Raw genomic sequence first — 16,656 nt, forward strand, 5'->3', positions numbered from 1 at the left:
AGCCAGCGGCCGTATCTGAACAGCTGGTCCGCATCGGGATCGAGCGGCGGCAAGTGGTCGTCCTCATGCACGCAGGTAAAGGCGAGATTCGCGCGTACGGCGCTCAGGTCAGGTAGTGAAGCCAACGGGTTCTCCTTGGTACAGGCGCAGACAAGACTCGCCAGCAGGGCGACAAGCATGCCTCGTCTCATGGGTCAATCCTCGTAAGCGTGTTTGAGAGAAGTGCGCAGGAAATCCGCAAGGAACGCCGACGGGCTGGCTTACCGCCTTGATATCTGGCGTTTCCTGAAATGGTCCGGCTCCATTGCTGATAGGTAAGCGCCGCACCCACTGCCTTTCCGTCCTTCCGTCCTATGCACGGCGAGCAAAGGCCCAGCACCAGAACCGGTGCACCCGCGCGCTCAGAAGCAAGGGGACGGCCACCGCTCCACCTATCGCCACAGCAACGAGCACTGGCAAGCCAAGCCCGTCGAACGCGACCAGGCCACCCGCCAAGGCCCCGCCGCCCAGCGCCGACGCGAGCCGGCACGTGTTGGCCCTGGACCGGCGGGGCCCGAGCAGGATCGATGCAATAAAGGCCAGCAGTACACAACCTTCCACACTAAAGAGGAAAGTGACCAGGTCTTGCATCCAGATCGGCGCATGGATCATTGCCATCATTTTCAATTCCTCCCGTTTATTCGCGGACGCGAAAAGTTTCCACTGACATTGGACGAGCCCGATGTCCTACGCCAGATCAAGGTAAGCCGCCAGGGCCCATGCCCTATCGGACGTGCAGGTGCGCATGCCAGGCAACCAGTCCAGTCCCCGAATGAGACGGGGATTGTCCATGACGAGATGCGGCATCGTTTCGCCCTTGCTGAAACGGCGCGTTGCCTCGAGGCTATCCGGCGCGTCAGCGCCGCCCGATGATGAAATAGCGGGCGGCGCATGTTCGCCCGGACTCACGCCTTTATGCCTCGTCGACGTATGCCTTGAGGCTCCATTCCTCATTGGTGCGGTATACGCGCATACCGAGCAGCCAGTCCAGGCCAGGAATGGGACGGGGATCCTTCAGGGCGAGTGGCGGCATCGTCTCGCCTTTCCTGAAACGGCGCGTCGCGTCGTAGCTGACCGAAGCGAATCCCCGGACACACCACACGCCGTCCTGCGGGCAGACTTCGCCGGGGCGAACGAGCGTGCCCAGCGGCACGCGGCTCTCCAGTTCCTTTTCATGCGCGGTCCTGACTCGAAGCCCTGTCGCCGGGTCGAGGCTCTTCTCGCGGGCCAGCCTTTCAACCAGCGCATCGGAGGGCTTCTGAGGCGCCACGACTGCGGCCTGTTCCTTCTCCCACTGGAACGTGCCGTCCCACGGCGGCAGCGGTGCCGGCGGCAGTGGCACGATCTGGTCAGCGTCGGGGACTTTCGGGTTCAGGCCTTCGTTGTCGTCGAGGAATTTGCCGATCGCTTTGTAGCGGTGCGAGCGTTCGGGATCGTTCGGGACAGCAAGGTAATACAGCACCCGGTTTTCTGGAGTTACCGCAAAGCCATTTTCAAGAGCCCACGCGGCCTGACTGTTTCCAGCCATGACGCCCTGCTGGAAGGCCTTGATGGCTTCGTCGTAGACTTTATCTGCCGCGCGACCGATAGCCAGGGAGGTTGCGGCCTTGCCATGTCCCTGATCCGCTGAGCACCGGTACATCTGCAGCGCAACCTCAGGTGCGGCGTCGATCGGGTCCAGTTTCTCCGCGAGGTAATACTGCGCGTCCGGACTGCCCAGGTCCGCCGCCTTGCGGAAATAGCGCAACGCGGTCTCGCTGTTCTGCTTCAGGCCATAGCCGAGTTCGAGGTAGTGAGCGATATCGTAATAGCCGGCCGGCACACCCTGTTTGACCAGTTGCGCTGCCAGGTCGATCGTCTCTTTCGGTGCATCCGGAGAATCGGCCAGTCCCGTCGATACCAGCGCCTGAAGGTTGGTGTTGGCCTTGTAGTGATCGTGAGCCGCCGCGATCCGGTAATACCGCGCGATATCGTCGAAGTCCTTCGGGCCGTCCTGCTTCTGCAGCCAGCGGCCGTATCTGAACAGCTGGTCCGCTGCAGGATCGAGCGGCGGCAAGTGGTCGTCCTCGTGTACGCAGGTAAAGGCGAGATTCGCGCGCACGGCGCTCATGCTGGGTAGTGAAGCCAAAGGGTTCTCCTTCGTACAGGCGCAGGCGAGGGCCGCCAGCAGGGCGACGAGCATGCCTGGTCTCATGGTTCAATCCTCGTAGGTGCGTGTGGGCGAGGTCCGCAGGAAGCCGACGAGGGACGCCATCGGAGCCAATTTCTTGTTCTGATTTTTCGTGTTCATGGAAATGATGTAACTCCACGCCTTGTACGCCTCCGACACGTCATCCTGAGCACCCAGATTGTTCGTATGCAGCGCCCACATCTGTTTGCGCAGCGCGGACGTCAGGCCGCCATGCTCATGGCAGATATTCAGTTCGCTATCCACCTCCATGCTGCGCCGGTTGAAATTGGCCGAGCCGTGCGTCGTAAACACGTCGTCGACGATCATCAGCTTCTGGTGGACATAGACGTAGTCCCACGCCTGACCTGCAGGCGTGTCCGGTGCGACCAGGGTGCAGACCAGCACCTTCATCCCCGGCATATCCTGCGGCGGCACCAGCTCTCCCTCCTTCGTCATGCCGTCCGGGCTCACGCTCGCCACCCGCCGTTTCTCCTGCCTCGTCTGCTCCAGCTGCTGCCCGATTTCCGCCTGCCGGAGCTGGCCGCCCTGCAGGTAATTCGCGAGCCCCTGCATCTGCGAGAAACCCGCGCCCTGCATCATCGCGCGCTGGCTGACCGCCTGTTCGTCAGCAAGCTGCTTCTCCAGCGTCTGCTCCTGCTGCGTAAGCTGGTCGTTCTTCTCCAGTGTCTCGACCCCGGGCATCCGGTCGCCATATCCGAGCGCCGCGAGCATCTGGTAGCTGCTCACTGTCCCGCGGCCGATGCCGTCGTCGTTCGAGTTCGTGACCACGAACAGATAGACCTCACCATGCTTCGCCGGGTTGCGCCCCCCCTTGATCTGCGCGTTGACGTTCTCCCGCAGCCTGTCGGCCACCGGCATATACCGGAAATACTGGTTTTCGATGTACACGAATCTCGTCGTGTTGTTCACCGCCTGCAGGTACAGCGACGCGATGTCCTTCGTGCCGTCCTTGCCGTGCTGCGACTGCGTGCGAAGGATCTGCGCCATCACCGGCGTACCGTGATCCGCGCGCAGCTTCAGCCGGCAAGCCAGCGCCGCCCGCGCCTGGGTCAGGTTCTGCCCGGTCGCGTCGTCCCAGGCCTCGCAGAAATTCTCGTTCAGGTACTCGAGGACCGGGCCCGTCACCTTCGCGGACATGTCCTGCCGCGGATGCAGGCCGTTGCGTCCCATTCGCGGCGCCTGCCGCAGCCAGGTGTGATCGTCCCGGTCCCAGTATTCATCCAGCGTGTTGTGCCCCATCACGAACCCGATGGCCCGCTCGGGAAGCTCGTAGTCGACAAGCACCATCTTCTGGTGATGCGAGGGTTCCGCCGTCATCGCCGCGGTGTTCCGCTCTCTCAGCGTGGGGTCGCCCTGCGGGCCGCTCATCCATGTGCGCCAGGCGATTTCGGCCCGCTCCCTCAGATCGAAATCGCGCGTGGCGAATTCAATGTTTGCCAGCGGCCTGGGCGCGCCCGGCAACGCGTTCAATGCCGCGGTCACCACCGATTTCGCTGCCGGGAACGGATTGGCCCTCGTCCCGGCCGACATCCGTGTGACATTGTTCCGGTTGGCCCGCCAGTACCAGAGCTGGTCGAATTCCCGCTGGGCGCGGGTGCGGCCGTCCTGTGCAGCCCCCGCCAGCCCGACTGGCCCGTGGTTGCCTGGCATCATGTCTTCCGAGAAGGACGCCACGTGCAGTGAGTCGCTCCAGACCAGCAGCCGGATCCTGATGTGAGGTTTTTCGAGGCCCTTGTATTCGAGCAGTTCACCGATCGACGGCGAACCCGCCGCGTCGCTGCCCCGTCTGAAATACATGGACGGCTGGAAACCCCAGCACAGGATATCGATGCTGTGCTCCGCGTTTCGTATGGCGTCGAACACCGCCGCAAAGGCCGTCTCGCCATTCACCAGCGGCAGGTACGTGGCCAGCGCGGGGTTGTATTCGGTGCGCTGCACGAACCATGGGGACGTGAGCGTCGCGCTTCGCGTGCAGGAGAGTGCGAGCGGCGTGGTAGCGCTCTGCTGTTTCATGGTCAGGCGTCCGTATCAGGGGTGAGCAGCGTGTTGTAACTGGCGCGGTGTTCGGCACGATCGACAGTACCGGACCTGGCGCCCGGCAGACCTTCATGAAAACGGAGGCCCTGATTGGCCAGTGCGCCGTTGACGGCATCACCGCGATAATTCTCTGCAACCGGGATGTCATGCGTCACGCCATTAGCCCGTTGCAGCGTGTACTTATGCGTAGTGGGATGGTGATCGATCTGGATCAGGCCTGTTTCATCGAACACGCCCTGCTTCATCAATGAACCATCAGCAAAAAGCTTGTACGGCATGCCGGTTGGCACGGCCGTCCTTGCCGCCGGAGACCCGGTCGCATCCAGGGTAAGCGGTATGGTCGGCAGACCGGCGAGCGCGGGGTGGTTCCGGTCCAGAGGCATGTTCAGCGACGCCTTGCCCTTCTTCTGCACCGTGATCGTCTTGAGGAACAGATCGCCAGGACCACCGAGGATGATGCTACCGTCCTTCATCTGGACGAACGCACCACCGCATTCCAGGATGATCTCCTTTGCCGCCGCCAGGTTGACCTTTCCATTGACGCTGGCAAGGTCGAGATCTTTGTCCGCGATGAAAGACATCGGCCCATCTTGCGCCTGAATCTCGACGGGGCCCTTCGCCGCAAAAATCCTGGTACCGAGCTTCTGCGCGAACAGCGAAATCTTTTCACCCGCTGCGACCGTGAAGCGTTTCAGCACGCTCCAGTCGGCGTTCTTCCCGGCTACAGCGTTGATGCTGTCCTGCGCCGCGAACTGCACGCCTCCGCCTGCGACAACAGCCGCCGATGCCGGGGTGCTCATCAGCAGATCCGGCTTCTTCAGCCCGTCGAAGTCTTCCTTCATCTGCTTCTGCGCATCAGTGTCGGCAGGCTCGGCCTTGGCGCTTTGCGCCGATGCCGCCAGCGCCTTCGCAGTCGCCAGCGCGCTTTCCAGTTGTGCGATGGTTTCCTGCATGTCGAGCTGATTCCCGCTCGCGCCTGGACGGTCATACGCCGTGACCATCATTCCCTTACCTGCACGGCTCACTCCGTAGCCGGATGTGCGAAGCTCATGGCCTTCGCCGCGCTTTTCCAGTTTGTTGTCAACCAGGTAGCCGAGATTCAGTTGCGATTTGCCCGAATGCTCCGTGCTGAGCTTGACGCCTTCCTGGCCCGCCCAGTCCTCAAAGCGGATCTTGTTGTTCGCCTGGGTGCGGATCACATTCCGTGAGAGCCAGCGCCGGTCATTCGTCACCAGGTCGCGCGCCTGGCTGTGATGGTGGAACGCAACGATTTCGGGCTTGTCCGGGTCGCCGTCGCGGCAGGTAATCACGGCTTCGGCATCGTCCAGCGCCGGAAAGTGCATGCCGGTTTGCAGCTTGCCCGCGAACGGCTTTGCGAGGCGTAGCGGAACACTTTCTCCGCCGTTGGGCCACGTTTCGAAGTCCGCATCAAAACGCACCGTATAGTGGCCGTTTGCGGTTACATATGCGTATTTGTAGGAGTCCGGGCTGGTGACGCGTGCGCTGAGCGTGCCGGTCACTTTGGCCCAGGTTTGCGTCTCAAGCCTGAGACGGAAGCGCCGGTCAGCGGGGATTGCCTTGTAGCTGTTCGAGTAGGGCGTATCGCGCGCGCCGCTGTGCGTGACCTCGACAATCAACTGGCCTTTGGGTGCATCGGGCAGAACAAGATCTGTTTCCAGCACGCGCCCCGGCTGCAGGTTCAGCACGTTGCTTGCGCCTTCAAAGACTACCTGCCAGGCGATGGCCGCTTCGTGGCGAAGCTGCGCTTCCCACTTCGCTCCCGCCTGGTCCAGGTGGTGAGTGCCATAAATATAGGACTGGCCGTAAGTGGTGGGATCGCTGGGCGCAACGTTGGACGTGTCGCGCAAACGCTCCCAGGCTTGCTCCGGGTTGTAATCCGCGACCATGAACGACTGCGGCACCGTCGCGGAGTGCGTCTTTATCGCCGTCACCGCCTCGACGCCGCACGCCTCAAGTCCCGCTGCTTCGCGGTACGGCACGACGCGTTGCGGTTCGTCGTAAATGTAATGATCTACGTCGTCCCCGAACACCACCTGGTCGCCGTATTCCGTCTCCTGGATATAGCTGTAGATGCCCGATTTCTCTTGCAGCATGTGGGCATAATTCTGGTCGCTCATGCCGTGCTGCATGCGAAAAGCATGCTTCGGATACTGGCGGCGTAGCCGGAAACTGAACTGGTGCTCAAGCATTCCGTGACCGCGCAACATCTCCGCCAGAATCTCGGGCGTTGAACCATGCTGGAAGATCCTGTTTCGGGTCACTGCTGCCAGCCGCCCGAAATGCGACTGCAACACGACTTCATACTTGACGTAGTCCTTCGTGTTCTGGATCGTTGAGAAGCGCGCGATAAAGCCGGAGAATTTCCGGGGTGGTCCATCGTCCAGCACGATGACAAACGACGCGTCACGGCTCAGGTATTCGGAGCGCGCAAGCTGTTGCGGGTGGGTCAATACGATACGCACCTCAGTCGGTGCACCCATCTTCTCGGTGGCCTCGAACGACACCACAGAGAGCGCCGCCGCGCTGTCCGTACCGGGTACGTCGAGGTGGTACGCCTGTCGCCCCGGTAGGACCTGAAGTGCGCCCTGCAGATCTGTCATTGACCTGGCCTCCTTGCGATTGTTTGAGAGGCGCGGCCTGATTCAGCAGGACTACAAAGATTGGGAGGCCGCGATGCGGAGCTTATTTGGCTCCTAAGGGTTTTTACCCTGCGTGCCATCCCAATTCGTGCGGAAAATTCTGCAAATTGGTCGTTAAAAGTCGAAGCACTATTCGGCGCACCGGGAGGCAGCGGCGGACGCACCCGCGTTGTGAGCGAACAAACCTTCGGCAAGGCGCGACGGGTTTATCTGGCGAACTGTTCGAGCGCGCCCATGTCCGCGCTGATTGCGTTGGCCCAACCTCATATCAATTCGATGTGTTGGCACCGCCAGAGGCAGGTCGCCGCTGGCAGCAGCCGGCCGCGCGTGGGCACGCGTCGCCATGCAATATGCCTAACTACCCCGGCGCGCGGGCAAATCGAGTAGCGCCGCCCCTTCCAGGATCTGTGCAGTCGAGCCGTCCCATTCGTCCTGCCGCATCGGTTCCGCGCGGCCACCCAGATGCCGTTCGAGAAACGCCTCCGTGATCGCGTAGAACGAGATGTTGTTTTCGGGTCGCGCGAAACCATGCCCTTCATCCGGATACAGAACGTAGGTCACCGGAATACCGTTGGCCTTCATCGCATCCACCATCTGATCGCTCTCAGCCCGCTTGACGCGCGGGTCGTTCGCACCCTGACCGATTAGCAGCGGCCGGCAGATGCGACCGGCACGATGCACCGGCGAACGCTCGCGCAGTAGCGCCCGGCCCTCCTCCGTCGAAGGGTCTCCAATCGCTCGCACGAACTCCTTGCGGAACGACTCCCAGTAAGGCGGGACGCTCGCCAACAGTGTTTCCAGATTGGACGGCCCGACAATCGCAACCCCGCATGCATACATCTCGGGATTGCGCGTCATGCTCGCGAGCACTGCATATCCACCGTAACTGATGCCCATGATCGCGACACGCGACGGATCTGCGATACCGCTTTCAACGGCCCAGGCTATGGCGTCGAGCAGGTCGTCATCCATGCGACGTCCCCATTCGCCGTCTCCAGCATTGACGAAGCGCTTGCCGAACCCCATCGAACTGCGGAAATTCACGCTCAGCACGCTATAGCCGCGGTTAGCCAGCCATTGATGCTCGGGTTCGAAGCCGAAGATATCCCGGGCCCAGGGGCCACCGTGAACCAGCAACACCAGTGGACCCGCTTGCTGCACGCCGTTGGGACGCGTGAGATACGAAACCAGATCGAAGCCGTCGCGCGAGCGGATTACCACCGGATGCATTGGCGCGAGCGGCGCCGCGCTGAGGACGGGGCGATGTTCGAACAGAACGCGCAGCGACTGGCTCTGCCGGTCATACAGATAAGTCGTGCCGGGCCGCAGATCGGAAATTGCATCGATAAGCCATAGCCGGTTGTCCTCGGTATCTCCTTGCAACCGCCATTCGCCGAGCCCTGCGCCGTTCAGGAAATCAACGTCGATCTGGATCTTCCGGTCGATCGCGACATAAGTGGAGCGCTCCAGATTGAGCCTGTAAGCCAGCGGCTCAAATGTTTCGGGATCCATAATGAAATTGAAAAGGTCGGCGCGCGAATCGGCCGCCACCACTTCGGTCGTGCCGCTGGCAAGATCGATCCGCGTCATCGCGGTCGTATTGCGGCCGCGACTGTCGAGCACGAACAGTGCTGAACCGTCGGCACTGAGATGGCCCGGGCCAGATGTCCTGGTCTCTTCCGGCGCAAACCGCATCCATTCGTCCCAGCTACCGTCTGCATTGCGCCTGAGCACCTCCTGGGAGCCGTCGCTCGCGAGGCGAGTGGCAAAGTGCGGGCGGTAATGCTGGTCGACAATAAAACCTGCAAAGCCGGGATTTTCTTCGACGAGCACAAGTTCGCCGGTTGCGAGGTTCAGCGTGTAGAGGTCGAAGAACTTTGGGTCACGGCGGTTCATACCCACAAGGATGCGATCGCGGATAGTTCGGCTCACCCTCTCGATCGATACCGTAACGCTTTCGAAAGGCGTCAGGTTGCGGCCGGTGCCAGCATCCAGATCGACTACATGAACATGGAAGTCCTCGTTGCCCTCGACGTCCTGCAGATAGACGATATGACCGTCGTAGGTCCAGAGATGAAACCGTAGACCTCGGTTCGTATCGTTCGTCACCGCGCGGGCGAGTGACAGGTCGTCGAGCGGCGCGACCCAGACATTCAATACGCCGTTGACCGGCGCCAGCCAGGAGAGAAAGCGCCCGTCCGGACTGATCTCGACATCAGTGCGCTCTGGATTGCCGAAAAGATCAGCGCGGGGGATGAGAGGAACGTCCGAAGCGGTCGATGTCACCTGGTAGTCTCCTTGCATCGAGTAAGCCGCTGCGCGGATCACACCGACAGCCTGAAGGAGAATAACCGGAATCGACGCGGTAGAAAACGAGCGAGCAAACGTATGCGATGCATGTGGCATATCGGTCCGATCCGGTATGCGCCAAGGTGCCGTCCGCACACGACATGTCTCACCGCGTCACTTCAATAAACATCCCGCACATAGTGCTTGTCTCTCGCGAGCCGATTAACGTATTCGAGCGCCTTCTCATCGCTCATACCGCCATGGCTGACCACGACCGCCTTCAACGCCGCGTCGACATCTTTCGCCATGCGGCTCGCATCGCCGCACACATAGAAATGCGCGCCGGACTCGAGCCATGCCCACAACTCGGCACCGTGTTCGCGCATGCGATCCTGGACATAGATCTTCTCGTGCTGGTCCCGCGAGAAAGCCAGATCGAGCCGCGTCAGCAGCCCTTTCGTGCGCATCGTCTCCAGTTCGTCACCGTAATAAAAGTCGGTCGCGGCGTGCTGCTCGCCGAAGAACAACCAGTTGCGGCCGGTATCCCCACGCGCCAGCCGCTCGTGCAGAAAGCCCCTGAACGGTGCGACGCCGGTGCCGGGGCCAACCATGATCATCGGCGTGTCGCCGTCGCGCGGCGGGCGGAAATGCGCGGATTTCTGCACGTACACCGGCACGCTGATGTCCCCGGCGCGATCGGCGAGGAAGGTCGAGGACACCCCTTTACGCTGGCGTCGGCCGTTGCTGTAACGAACTGCAGACACGGTCAGATGAACTTCGCCCGCGTGCGCCTTGGGGCTCGACGCAATCGAATAGAGCCGCGGTTGCAAGCGCTTGAGCATGCCGAGCAACTCCGGCGCCGTCAGTGTCACGGGAAACTCGTGCAGCACGTCGGCCAGTTGTTGGCCCCACAACCATTTCTTCAGATCAGCCTTGCGGTCTTCGGCCAGCAATGCGCCGAGCGCGCCGTCGCGACTGCGCGAGGCGATGAAGGCCAGCGCTTCGGAATTCGGCCGGGCAATTTCGTAGTGCTTGCCGAGTGCATCGGCGAGGCGCATATCGCCGATACCACTGACATTCACCGGCGCATCCGCTGCCAGCCCGCTCAAACCGATCAGTTCATCTACCAGTTCGGGACAGTTGCTCGGCCACACACCGAGCGCGTCGCCGACTTCGTATTCGAGGCCCGAATCGCCGGTCGACAACGAAAAATACCGCGTATCCTTCGACGCACCGTGCTTGTTGAGCCGCACATTCTTCACGAGGCGCGAGGCGGCGGGATGAGCCTTGGTGGGCAACACGCCGGGTAACACCGAGGGGATCATGCCATCGGCCGGCATCTCGTGTAATGCGGCGTCCTCCTCCTTGATACGCGCGACGATCCGCTCGAGCCATGCATCGGCGGCGGGTTCGAATTCCGTGTCGCAGTCCGTGCGTGGCAGCAGACGCAGCGCGCCCTGCTCGGCGAGGCGCGCATCGAGATTGCGGCCATGACCGCAAAACTGGTCGTAGTTGCGATCGCCGAAGGCCAGCACGGCGTAGCGCACGTTGTCGAGGCGCGGCGCGTTGGCGGCCTTGAGTGCGCTCCAGAAGCTCTCGCCGTTATCTGGCGCATCGCCATCGCCGAACGTGCTCGACATCAGCAGCACGTACTGCGCCCTCGCCAAAGTCGCCACGTCGTAATCGGCCATGCAGGAAGTGCGGATCTCGAAGCCCGACTCCATCAACTGTGTCGCGTAGCGTTCCGTCAACGACTCGATATTGCCCGTCTGCGATGCCCACAGCAGCAGCACCTTTGGACGTGCCCGCGCGATTCGCACAGCGGGGGCAGCGAACGCAGCGTCGGACGAGACGCCAGAAGAGCTATCGGCAAGTCCAGGCGCTGTCGTAACCGCGCGGCTATACAGTCCAGCAAGCATCCCGTCGAACCAGAGCCGGGTGGCGGTCGGCAACGGCGCGCTGGCGGGCATCACGGGCACGCCGTCCGTTTGAGCCTGCGGACCCGCGCTCACGCGCAGGCCATTGATAAAACCGGCCACGTAGGCACGTTGTGCATCGTCGAGCAGCGGCACAGGCATGTCCTGCATGCCGAGCATGGCAGCGAGAGCGTCGATACGGGACATGTCCCCTTCCTTGATCGAACCGGCATCGGCCGCCAGCAGCGGGGCCGCGGCATCCATACCGGAGGAGATAGCGTCGGCGTCATCGGCCGCCGCACTGGGTTCGGGTGCGACGCGGCTCAACGCAACCGCGCAGAACTTGAGTTCCGGTTGCTGTGAGATCGGATCGACCGCATCGTGGGTCACCGCGTTGATGCAGAGGTCTTCGCCGAAGACGTCGTTCCAGTGCATCGGCGCAAAGCAGGCACCCGCCTGCACACGATCGGTCACTACGGCGGGCAGTACCGCACGGCCACGACGTGAACGCACTTCGACGCGGTCTTTGGCCTCGATGCCAAGCGCGGCTGCGTCTTCCGGATTGATCTCCACGAAGGGCCTGGGATTGAGCTTGTTCAGCATGGGCACCTTGCCGGTCTTCGTCATGGTGTGCCATTGATGCTGCAGGCGCCCCGTATTCAGGACGATCGGAAACTCCGGCACCGGCATCTCAGCCGGCTCGGTATGCGGCCGCGCGAAGAACACGGCTTTGCCGCTCGCGGTCGGGAAGACCAGCGCCGGACGAACGCCGTCGGACACTTCCCTGAGCGGCTGACTGATGCCATCGTTCAGATAACGCACGGGATTGCGGTCTCTTAACAACCCCGACGCATCCGGCGAACAGGGCCATTGCAGCGGCGACTCACGCAGCCGCGCGTGGCTCGCGCCGCGCAGGTCGTAGCCGGTCTTCGGGTTCGAGGCTCGCGTGATCTCCGCGAACACTTCCTCTGCCGACGCATAGCCGAACGCGTCCGCAAAGCCCATTTCGCTGGCCACGCGCGCGATGATCTGCCAGTCAGGTAGCGCCGTGCCCGGTGGGTCGATCGCCTTCTGCATGAGCGTCATGTTGCGCTCGGAGTTGATCATCACGCCTTCCGCCTCGGCCCACAACGCGCCAGGCAAGAGGACGTCGGCATAGCGATTGGTTTCGGTGTCGAGAAACGCGTCCTGGGCGATTACCAGTTCCGCGGCCTGCAATCCGGCAATCACAGTCTGCCGGTTGGCGACGCTTGCGACCGGATTGGTGCAGATAATCCAGCACGCCTTAATATCGCCGTCCGCCATGCGCGAGAACATGTCGATAGTGCCCTGCCCGACTGCCGTCTTTAGCGTCCCAGACGGCACTTGCCACAGGTCCTCGACAAACGCCCGGTCTTCTTCCACCAGCACGGAGCGCTGCCCCGGCAAACCCGGCCCCATGTAGCCCATCTCACGGCCGCCCATTGCATTGGGCTGGCCTGTCAGCGAAAACGGCCCGCTACCGGGGCGGCAGATCTTGCCCGTCGCCAGATGGAGGTTGCAAACGGCGTTGGTGTTCCAGGTGCCGTGCGTGCTCTGGTTCAGACCCATCGTCCAGCAGCTCATCCACTCCGGCGCCTCGCCTATCCATTGCGCCGCGGTGCGGATATCCGCCTCGGGGATGCCGGTGATTGCCGCGACATTTCCCGGCGTGTAGTCGTCGAGAAAGGCCGGCATCGCCTCCCAGCCTTCCGTTGCGGTGGCGATGAAGTCGAGGTCCGTATGACCGTTCTGATGCAGCAGATACAGCAGGCCGTTCAGCAACGCGAGATCGGTGCCCGGCTTGATCTGCATGAAAAGATCGGCCTTGTCCGCGGTCGTATTGCGGCGCGGATCGACCACGATCAGTCTGGCTCCCGCTTTGACACGATCCATCATGCGCAGATAGAGGATCGGGTGACAGTCGGCCATGTTGGCGCCGATCACGAAGAACAGATCGGCCTTGTCGAAATCCTCGTACGAGCCCGGCGGACCATCCGCGCCCAACGAGAGCTTGTAGCCGCTGCCGGCGCTTGCCATGCACAGACGCGAGTTCGATTCGATATTGTTGGTGCCGACAAAGCCCTTCGCGAGCTTGTTGGCGAGGTACTGCGCCTCGATCGACATCTGGCCCGACACGTAGAACGACAGCGCATCGGGGCCATACGTATCGAGGATTTCGCGCAGACGGCGGCCGGTGTCGGCAATCACCTGGTCGACCGGCAACGGAGTCGGGTCGCCGTTGCGCTCGCGTCGTTCGTAGGCGTTTTCGAGGCGTCCGGACTTGCGTAGCGCGACATGGGCCGACGACCCCTTGGTGCACAGCCGGCCGAAATTGGTGGGATGTTCCTTGTCGCCGGCAATCTTGACGACCTGGCCATCCTCGACCTGCAGCACCATTCCGCAGCCGACGCCGCAGTAGGGGCACACCGTCTTGACGCTTGCGCTGCTCATTGCGTGAACGACCCCAGCCCGGTTAGACCGCTACCCATACGCGGCCATCCCTGACCTGCGCGGCGAAGGCGCTGACCGAATGCTCGGGCGCTTCGAGACACTCGCCGGTGCGCAGGTCGAAGTGCTGCTTGTAGATCGGCGAAGCCACCACGATGCGTTCACCGAGGTTGCCAATCAGTCCGCGCGACAGCACCGCCGCCTGCGAACAGGGATCGTAGTTGTCGATGGCATACACCCCACCCTCGCCGCGCGCGACGTTAAACACCGCCACCTGCCGTCCGGCCACCAGCGCGCAGACGCCGGTATCGGGCACGATGTCGTCGAGCGCGCAAACCGGCACCCAGTCAGGCGTATTTCGATCGTTGTTCATCAAGGACTCCTCGAGATGCATGACGCTGGATTCAAACGGTCTCGACGACCACGGGAACTGGAAACTGCCTGGCGGTCTCGCGTTCCGCCGGTGTGGCAGGACGGATCTGGCCGCGTTCCTCGACAAACGTTACGTTCTCGTCGAGCTTGTCGCTGTTGACGAAATGACGGAAGCGCTTACGCGTCTCGGGATCGGTCACCGCCTTTTTCCACTCGCATTCGTAGGTATCGATCACGTTCTGCATGTCCGCTTCCAGTTCCACGGCGAGACCCAGCTTGTCGTGGACAACGACGTCGATCAGATAGTCGAGGCCGCCTTCGAGGTTGTCGCGCCATCCGCTGGTGCGCTGCAGACGGTCGGCCGTGCGAACATAGAACATCAGGAAGCGGTCGATGTAGCGCGTGAGCGTCTCGCGATCGAGGTCCGCGGCCAGCAGTTCCGCGTGGCGCGGCTTCATGCCGCCGTTGCCGCATACGTAGAGATTCCAGCCCTTCTCGGTGGCGATGATGCCGACGTCCTTGCCTTGCGCCTCCGCGCATTCGCGGGTGCAGCCCGACACGCCGAACTTGAGCTTATGCGGCGAGCGCAGACCCTTGTAGCGGTTTTCCATCGCAACCGCGAGCCCGACCGAGTCGCCAACGCCATAGCGGCACCACGTCGAGCCCACACACGACTTCACCGTGCGTAACGACTTGCCATACGCGTGACCCGATTCGAAACCGGCCGCGATCAGTTCTTCCCAGATCAGCGGCAACTGGTCGACGCGGGCTCCGAACAGGTCGACGCGCTGGCCGCCGGTGATCTTCGTATAGAGGCCGTATTTCTTCGCCACCTGCCCAACGGCGATGAGTCCCTCTGGCGTGACCTCGCCACCCGGCATGCGCGGCACTACGGAATAGGTGCCGTCGCGCTGGATGTTGGCGAGGTAGTAATCGTTCGAGTCCTGCAGGCTCGCGTGTTCCTTCTTCAGCACGAATTCGTTCCAGCACGAGGCGAGAATGCTGGCGGCGACGGGCTTGCAGATATCGCAGCCCAGACCGTGGCCGTGCTTTTCGAGCAGTGCGCCGAAGCTCCTGATGCGCTCGACGCGCACGATGTGGTGCAGTTCCTGGCGCGAGTACGGGAAGTGTTCGCATACGTGGTTGTTGACCGCCATGCCCTGCTTCTTCATTTCGGCTTTCATCACCTGCGTGACGAGCGGCACGCAACCGCCGCACGAGGTGCCGGCACAGGTCGCCGTCTTGAGGGCGCCGATGCTGGTGGCGCCGGCACACACTGCAGCGCAGATTTCGCCCTTGGAGACGTTGTTGCACGAGCAGATCTGTGCGCCTTCGGGCAATGCGTCGACACCGAGCCCTGGCTTCGTCTTGCCGTCGCTGGCGGGCAAAATCAGGAATTCCGGCGCTTCGGGCAGCTCGATGCGGTTCAGCATCATCTGCAGCAGCGTGCCGTATTCGGCCGCATCGCCCACCATCACCGCGCCGAGCAGTTGCTTGCCGCACTCGGATACCACCAGCTTCTTGTAGACCTGCTTGCGCTCGTCGCTGAACTGGTACGAGCGGCTGCCCGGCGTCTTGCCGTGCGCATCGCCGATGCTCGCCACATCCACGCCCATCAGCTTGAGCTTGGTGCTCATGTCCGCGCCTGCAAAGCCGGCCTCGTCGCCGAGCAGTTGCCGTGCAGCGATGCGCGCCATTTCGTAACCCGGCGCGACGAGACCATACACCATGCCGTTCCACGCGGCGCACTCGCCAATAGCGAAGATATCGGGGTCGCTGGTCCGGCAGGCGTCGTCGATCGCAATGCCGCCGCGCGGGCCCAGTTCGAGGCCGCAAGCGCGTGCGATCTCGTCGCGCGGACGGATGCCTGCGGAAAACACGATCATGTCGGTGTCGAGATGCGTGCCGTCGGCAAACTGCATGCGGTGCGTGCCCGCTTCGCCGTCGACGATCTCGAGCGTCTGCTTGCCGGTGAGAACCTGCACGCCCAGTTCCTCGATCTTGCTGCGCAGAACCCGGCCGCCGCCGTCGTCCACCTGTACCGCCATCAGGCGCGGTGCAAACTCGACGACATGCGCCGCCAGCCCCATATCGTGCAGCGCCTTGGCGCATTCGAGCCCGAGCAGGCCGCCGCCCACCACCACCCCGGTCCTGGCGCGCGCACCGCAAGCCTGCATGGCTTCGAGATCTTCTATGGTGCGATAGACGAAGCAGTCCTGACGATCGTTGCCTTTAATGGGCGGCACGAAAGGCGTCGAACCGGTGGCGAGCACCAGTTTGTCATACGACAGCGTTTCACCGGTCGAGATTGTCACGGTGCGCGCCGCGCGATCGACCGCTACCGCCTTCGCGTTGAGCTTGAGCAGCACGTTCTCGCGTTCGAAGAAACCCGGCTTGACGAGCGACAGGTCTTCAGCGGACTTGCCCGAGAAGAATTCGGACAGATGCACGCGGTCATAAGCAGGACGCGGCTCTTCGCACAGCACGGTGACGTGCAGCGCGCAACGCGCGTCATCCACCAGAGATTCGAGGAGCTTGTGTCCCACCATCCCGTGGCCGACGACGACAACGTTCATGACAGGGGTTTCGTCAGTTTCCAGCTCGGTTCGCGACATGATTTTCGTCCGGCAAATAAAAAGGCGTCCCGTGGATCATCCAGCCGCTCAGCGGTTGAATTCGGGGC

The 16,656-nt window shown here is 62.4% G+C and carries 9 protein-coding genes and 1 pseudogene; all 10 read right to left on the reverse strand.

The window, feature by feature from the left end; all coding sequences use genetic code 11:
• A pseudogene (locus P3T24_RS37780) lies at positions 1-191 on the reverse strand (SEL1-like repeat protein); the annotation flags it as partial.
• A gap of 160 nt (positions 192-351) precedes the next feature.
• Positions 352-660, reverse strand: a complete 309-nt coding sequence (locus P3T24_RS37785; protein WP_429441772.1) for a hypothetical protein — start codon at positions 658-660, stop codon at positions 352-354.
• Between the two features lie 66 nt (positions 661-726).
• Entirely contained in the window at positions 727-948 is a 222-nt protein-coding gene (locus P3T24_RS37790) for a hypothetical protein (protein WP_074264483.1), read from the reverse strand.
• 4 nt (positions 949-952) lie between these two features.
• Positions 953-2,233 (reverse strand): DUF6396 domain-containing protein, encoded by a 1,281-nt coding sequence (locus P3T24_RS37795; protein ID WP_429441774.1) that lies wholly within the window; start codon positions 2,231-2,233, stop codon positions 953-955.
• Positions 2,234-2,236: 3 nt separating this feature from the next.
• Complete coding sequence (locus tag P3T24_RS37800) at positions 2,237-4,243, reverse strand: phospholipase D-like domain-containing protein (RefSeq protein ID WP_429441776.1); 2,007 nt, start codon at positions 4,241-4,243, stop codon at positions 2,237-2,239.
• Between the two features lie 2 nt (positions 4,244-4,245).
• Positions 4,246-6,888 (reverse strand): type VI secretion system Vgr family protein, encoded by a 2,643-nt coding sequence (locus tag P3T24_RS37805; protein ID WP_429441778.1) that lies wholly within the window; start codon positions 6,886-6,888, stop codon positions 4,246-4,248.
• Between the two features lie 393 nt (positions 6,889-7,281).
• Positions 7,282-9,333 (reverse strand): S9 family peptidase, encoded by a 2,052-nt coding sequence (locus tag P3T24_RS37810; protein WP_429441779.1) that lies wholly within the window; start codon positions 9,331-9,333, stop codon positions 7,282-7,284.
• Positions 9,334-9,395: 62 nt separating this feature from the next.
• On the reverse strand, positions 9,396-13,604 hold the full coding sequence (locus P3T24_RS37815; protein WP_429441781.1) for a molybdopterin-dependent oxidoreductase: 4,209 nt from the start codon (positions 13,602-13,604) through the stop codon (positions 9,396-9,398).
• Positions 13,605-13,626: 22 nt separating this feature from the next.
• Entirely contained in the window at positions 13,627-13,974 is a 348-nt protein-coding gene (gene nirD / locus P3T24_RS37820; protein WP_074264479.1) for a nitrite reductase small subunit NirD, read from the reverse strand.
• 31 nt (positions 13,975-14,005) lie between these two features.
• Complete coding sequence (nirB, locus tag P3T24_RS37825) at positions 14,006-16,549, reverse strand: nitrite reductase large subunit NirB (RefSeq protein WP_429441798.1); 2,544 nt, start codon at positions 16,547-16,549, stop codon at positions 14,006-14,008.
• Between the last annotated feature and the right edge of the window lie 107 nt (positions 16,550-16,656).

The organism is Paraburkholderia sp. GAS33, from assembly GCF_050436645.1.
Classification (GTDB): domain Bacteria; phylum Pseudomonadota; class Gammaproteobacteria; order Burkholderiales; family Burkholderiaceae; genus Paraburkholderia; species Paraburkholderia phenazinium_B.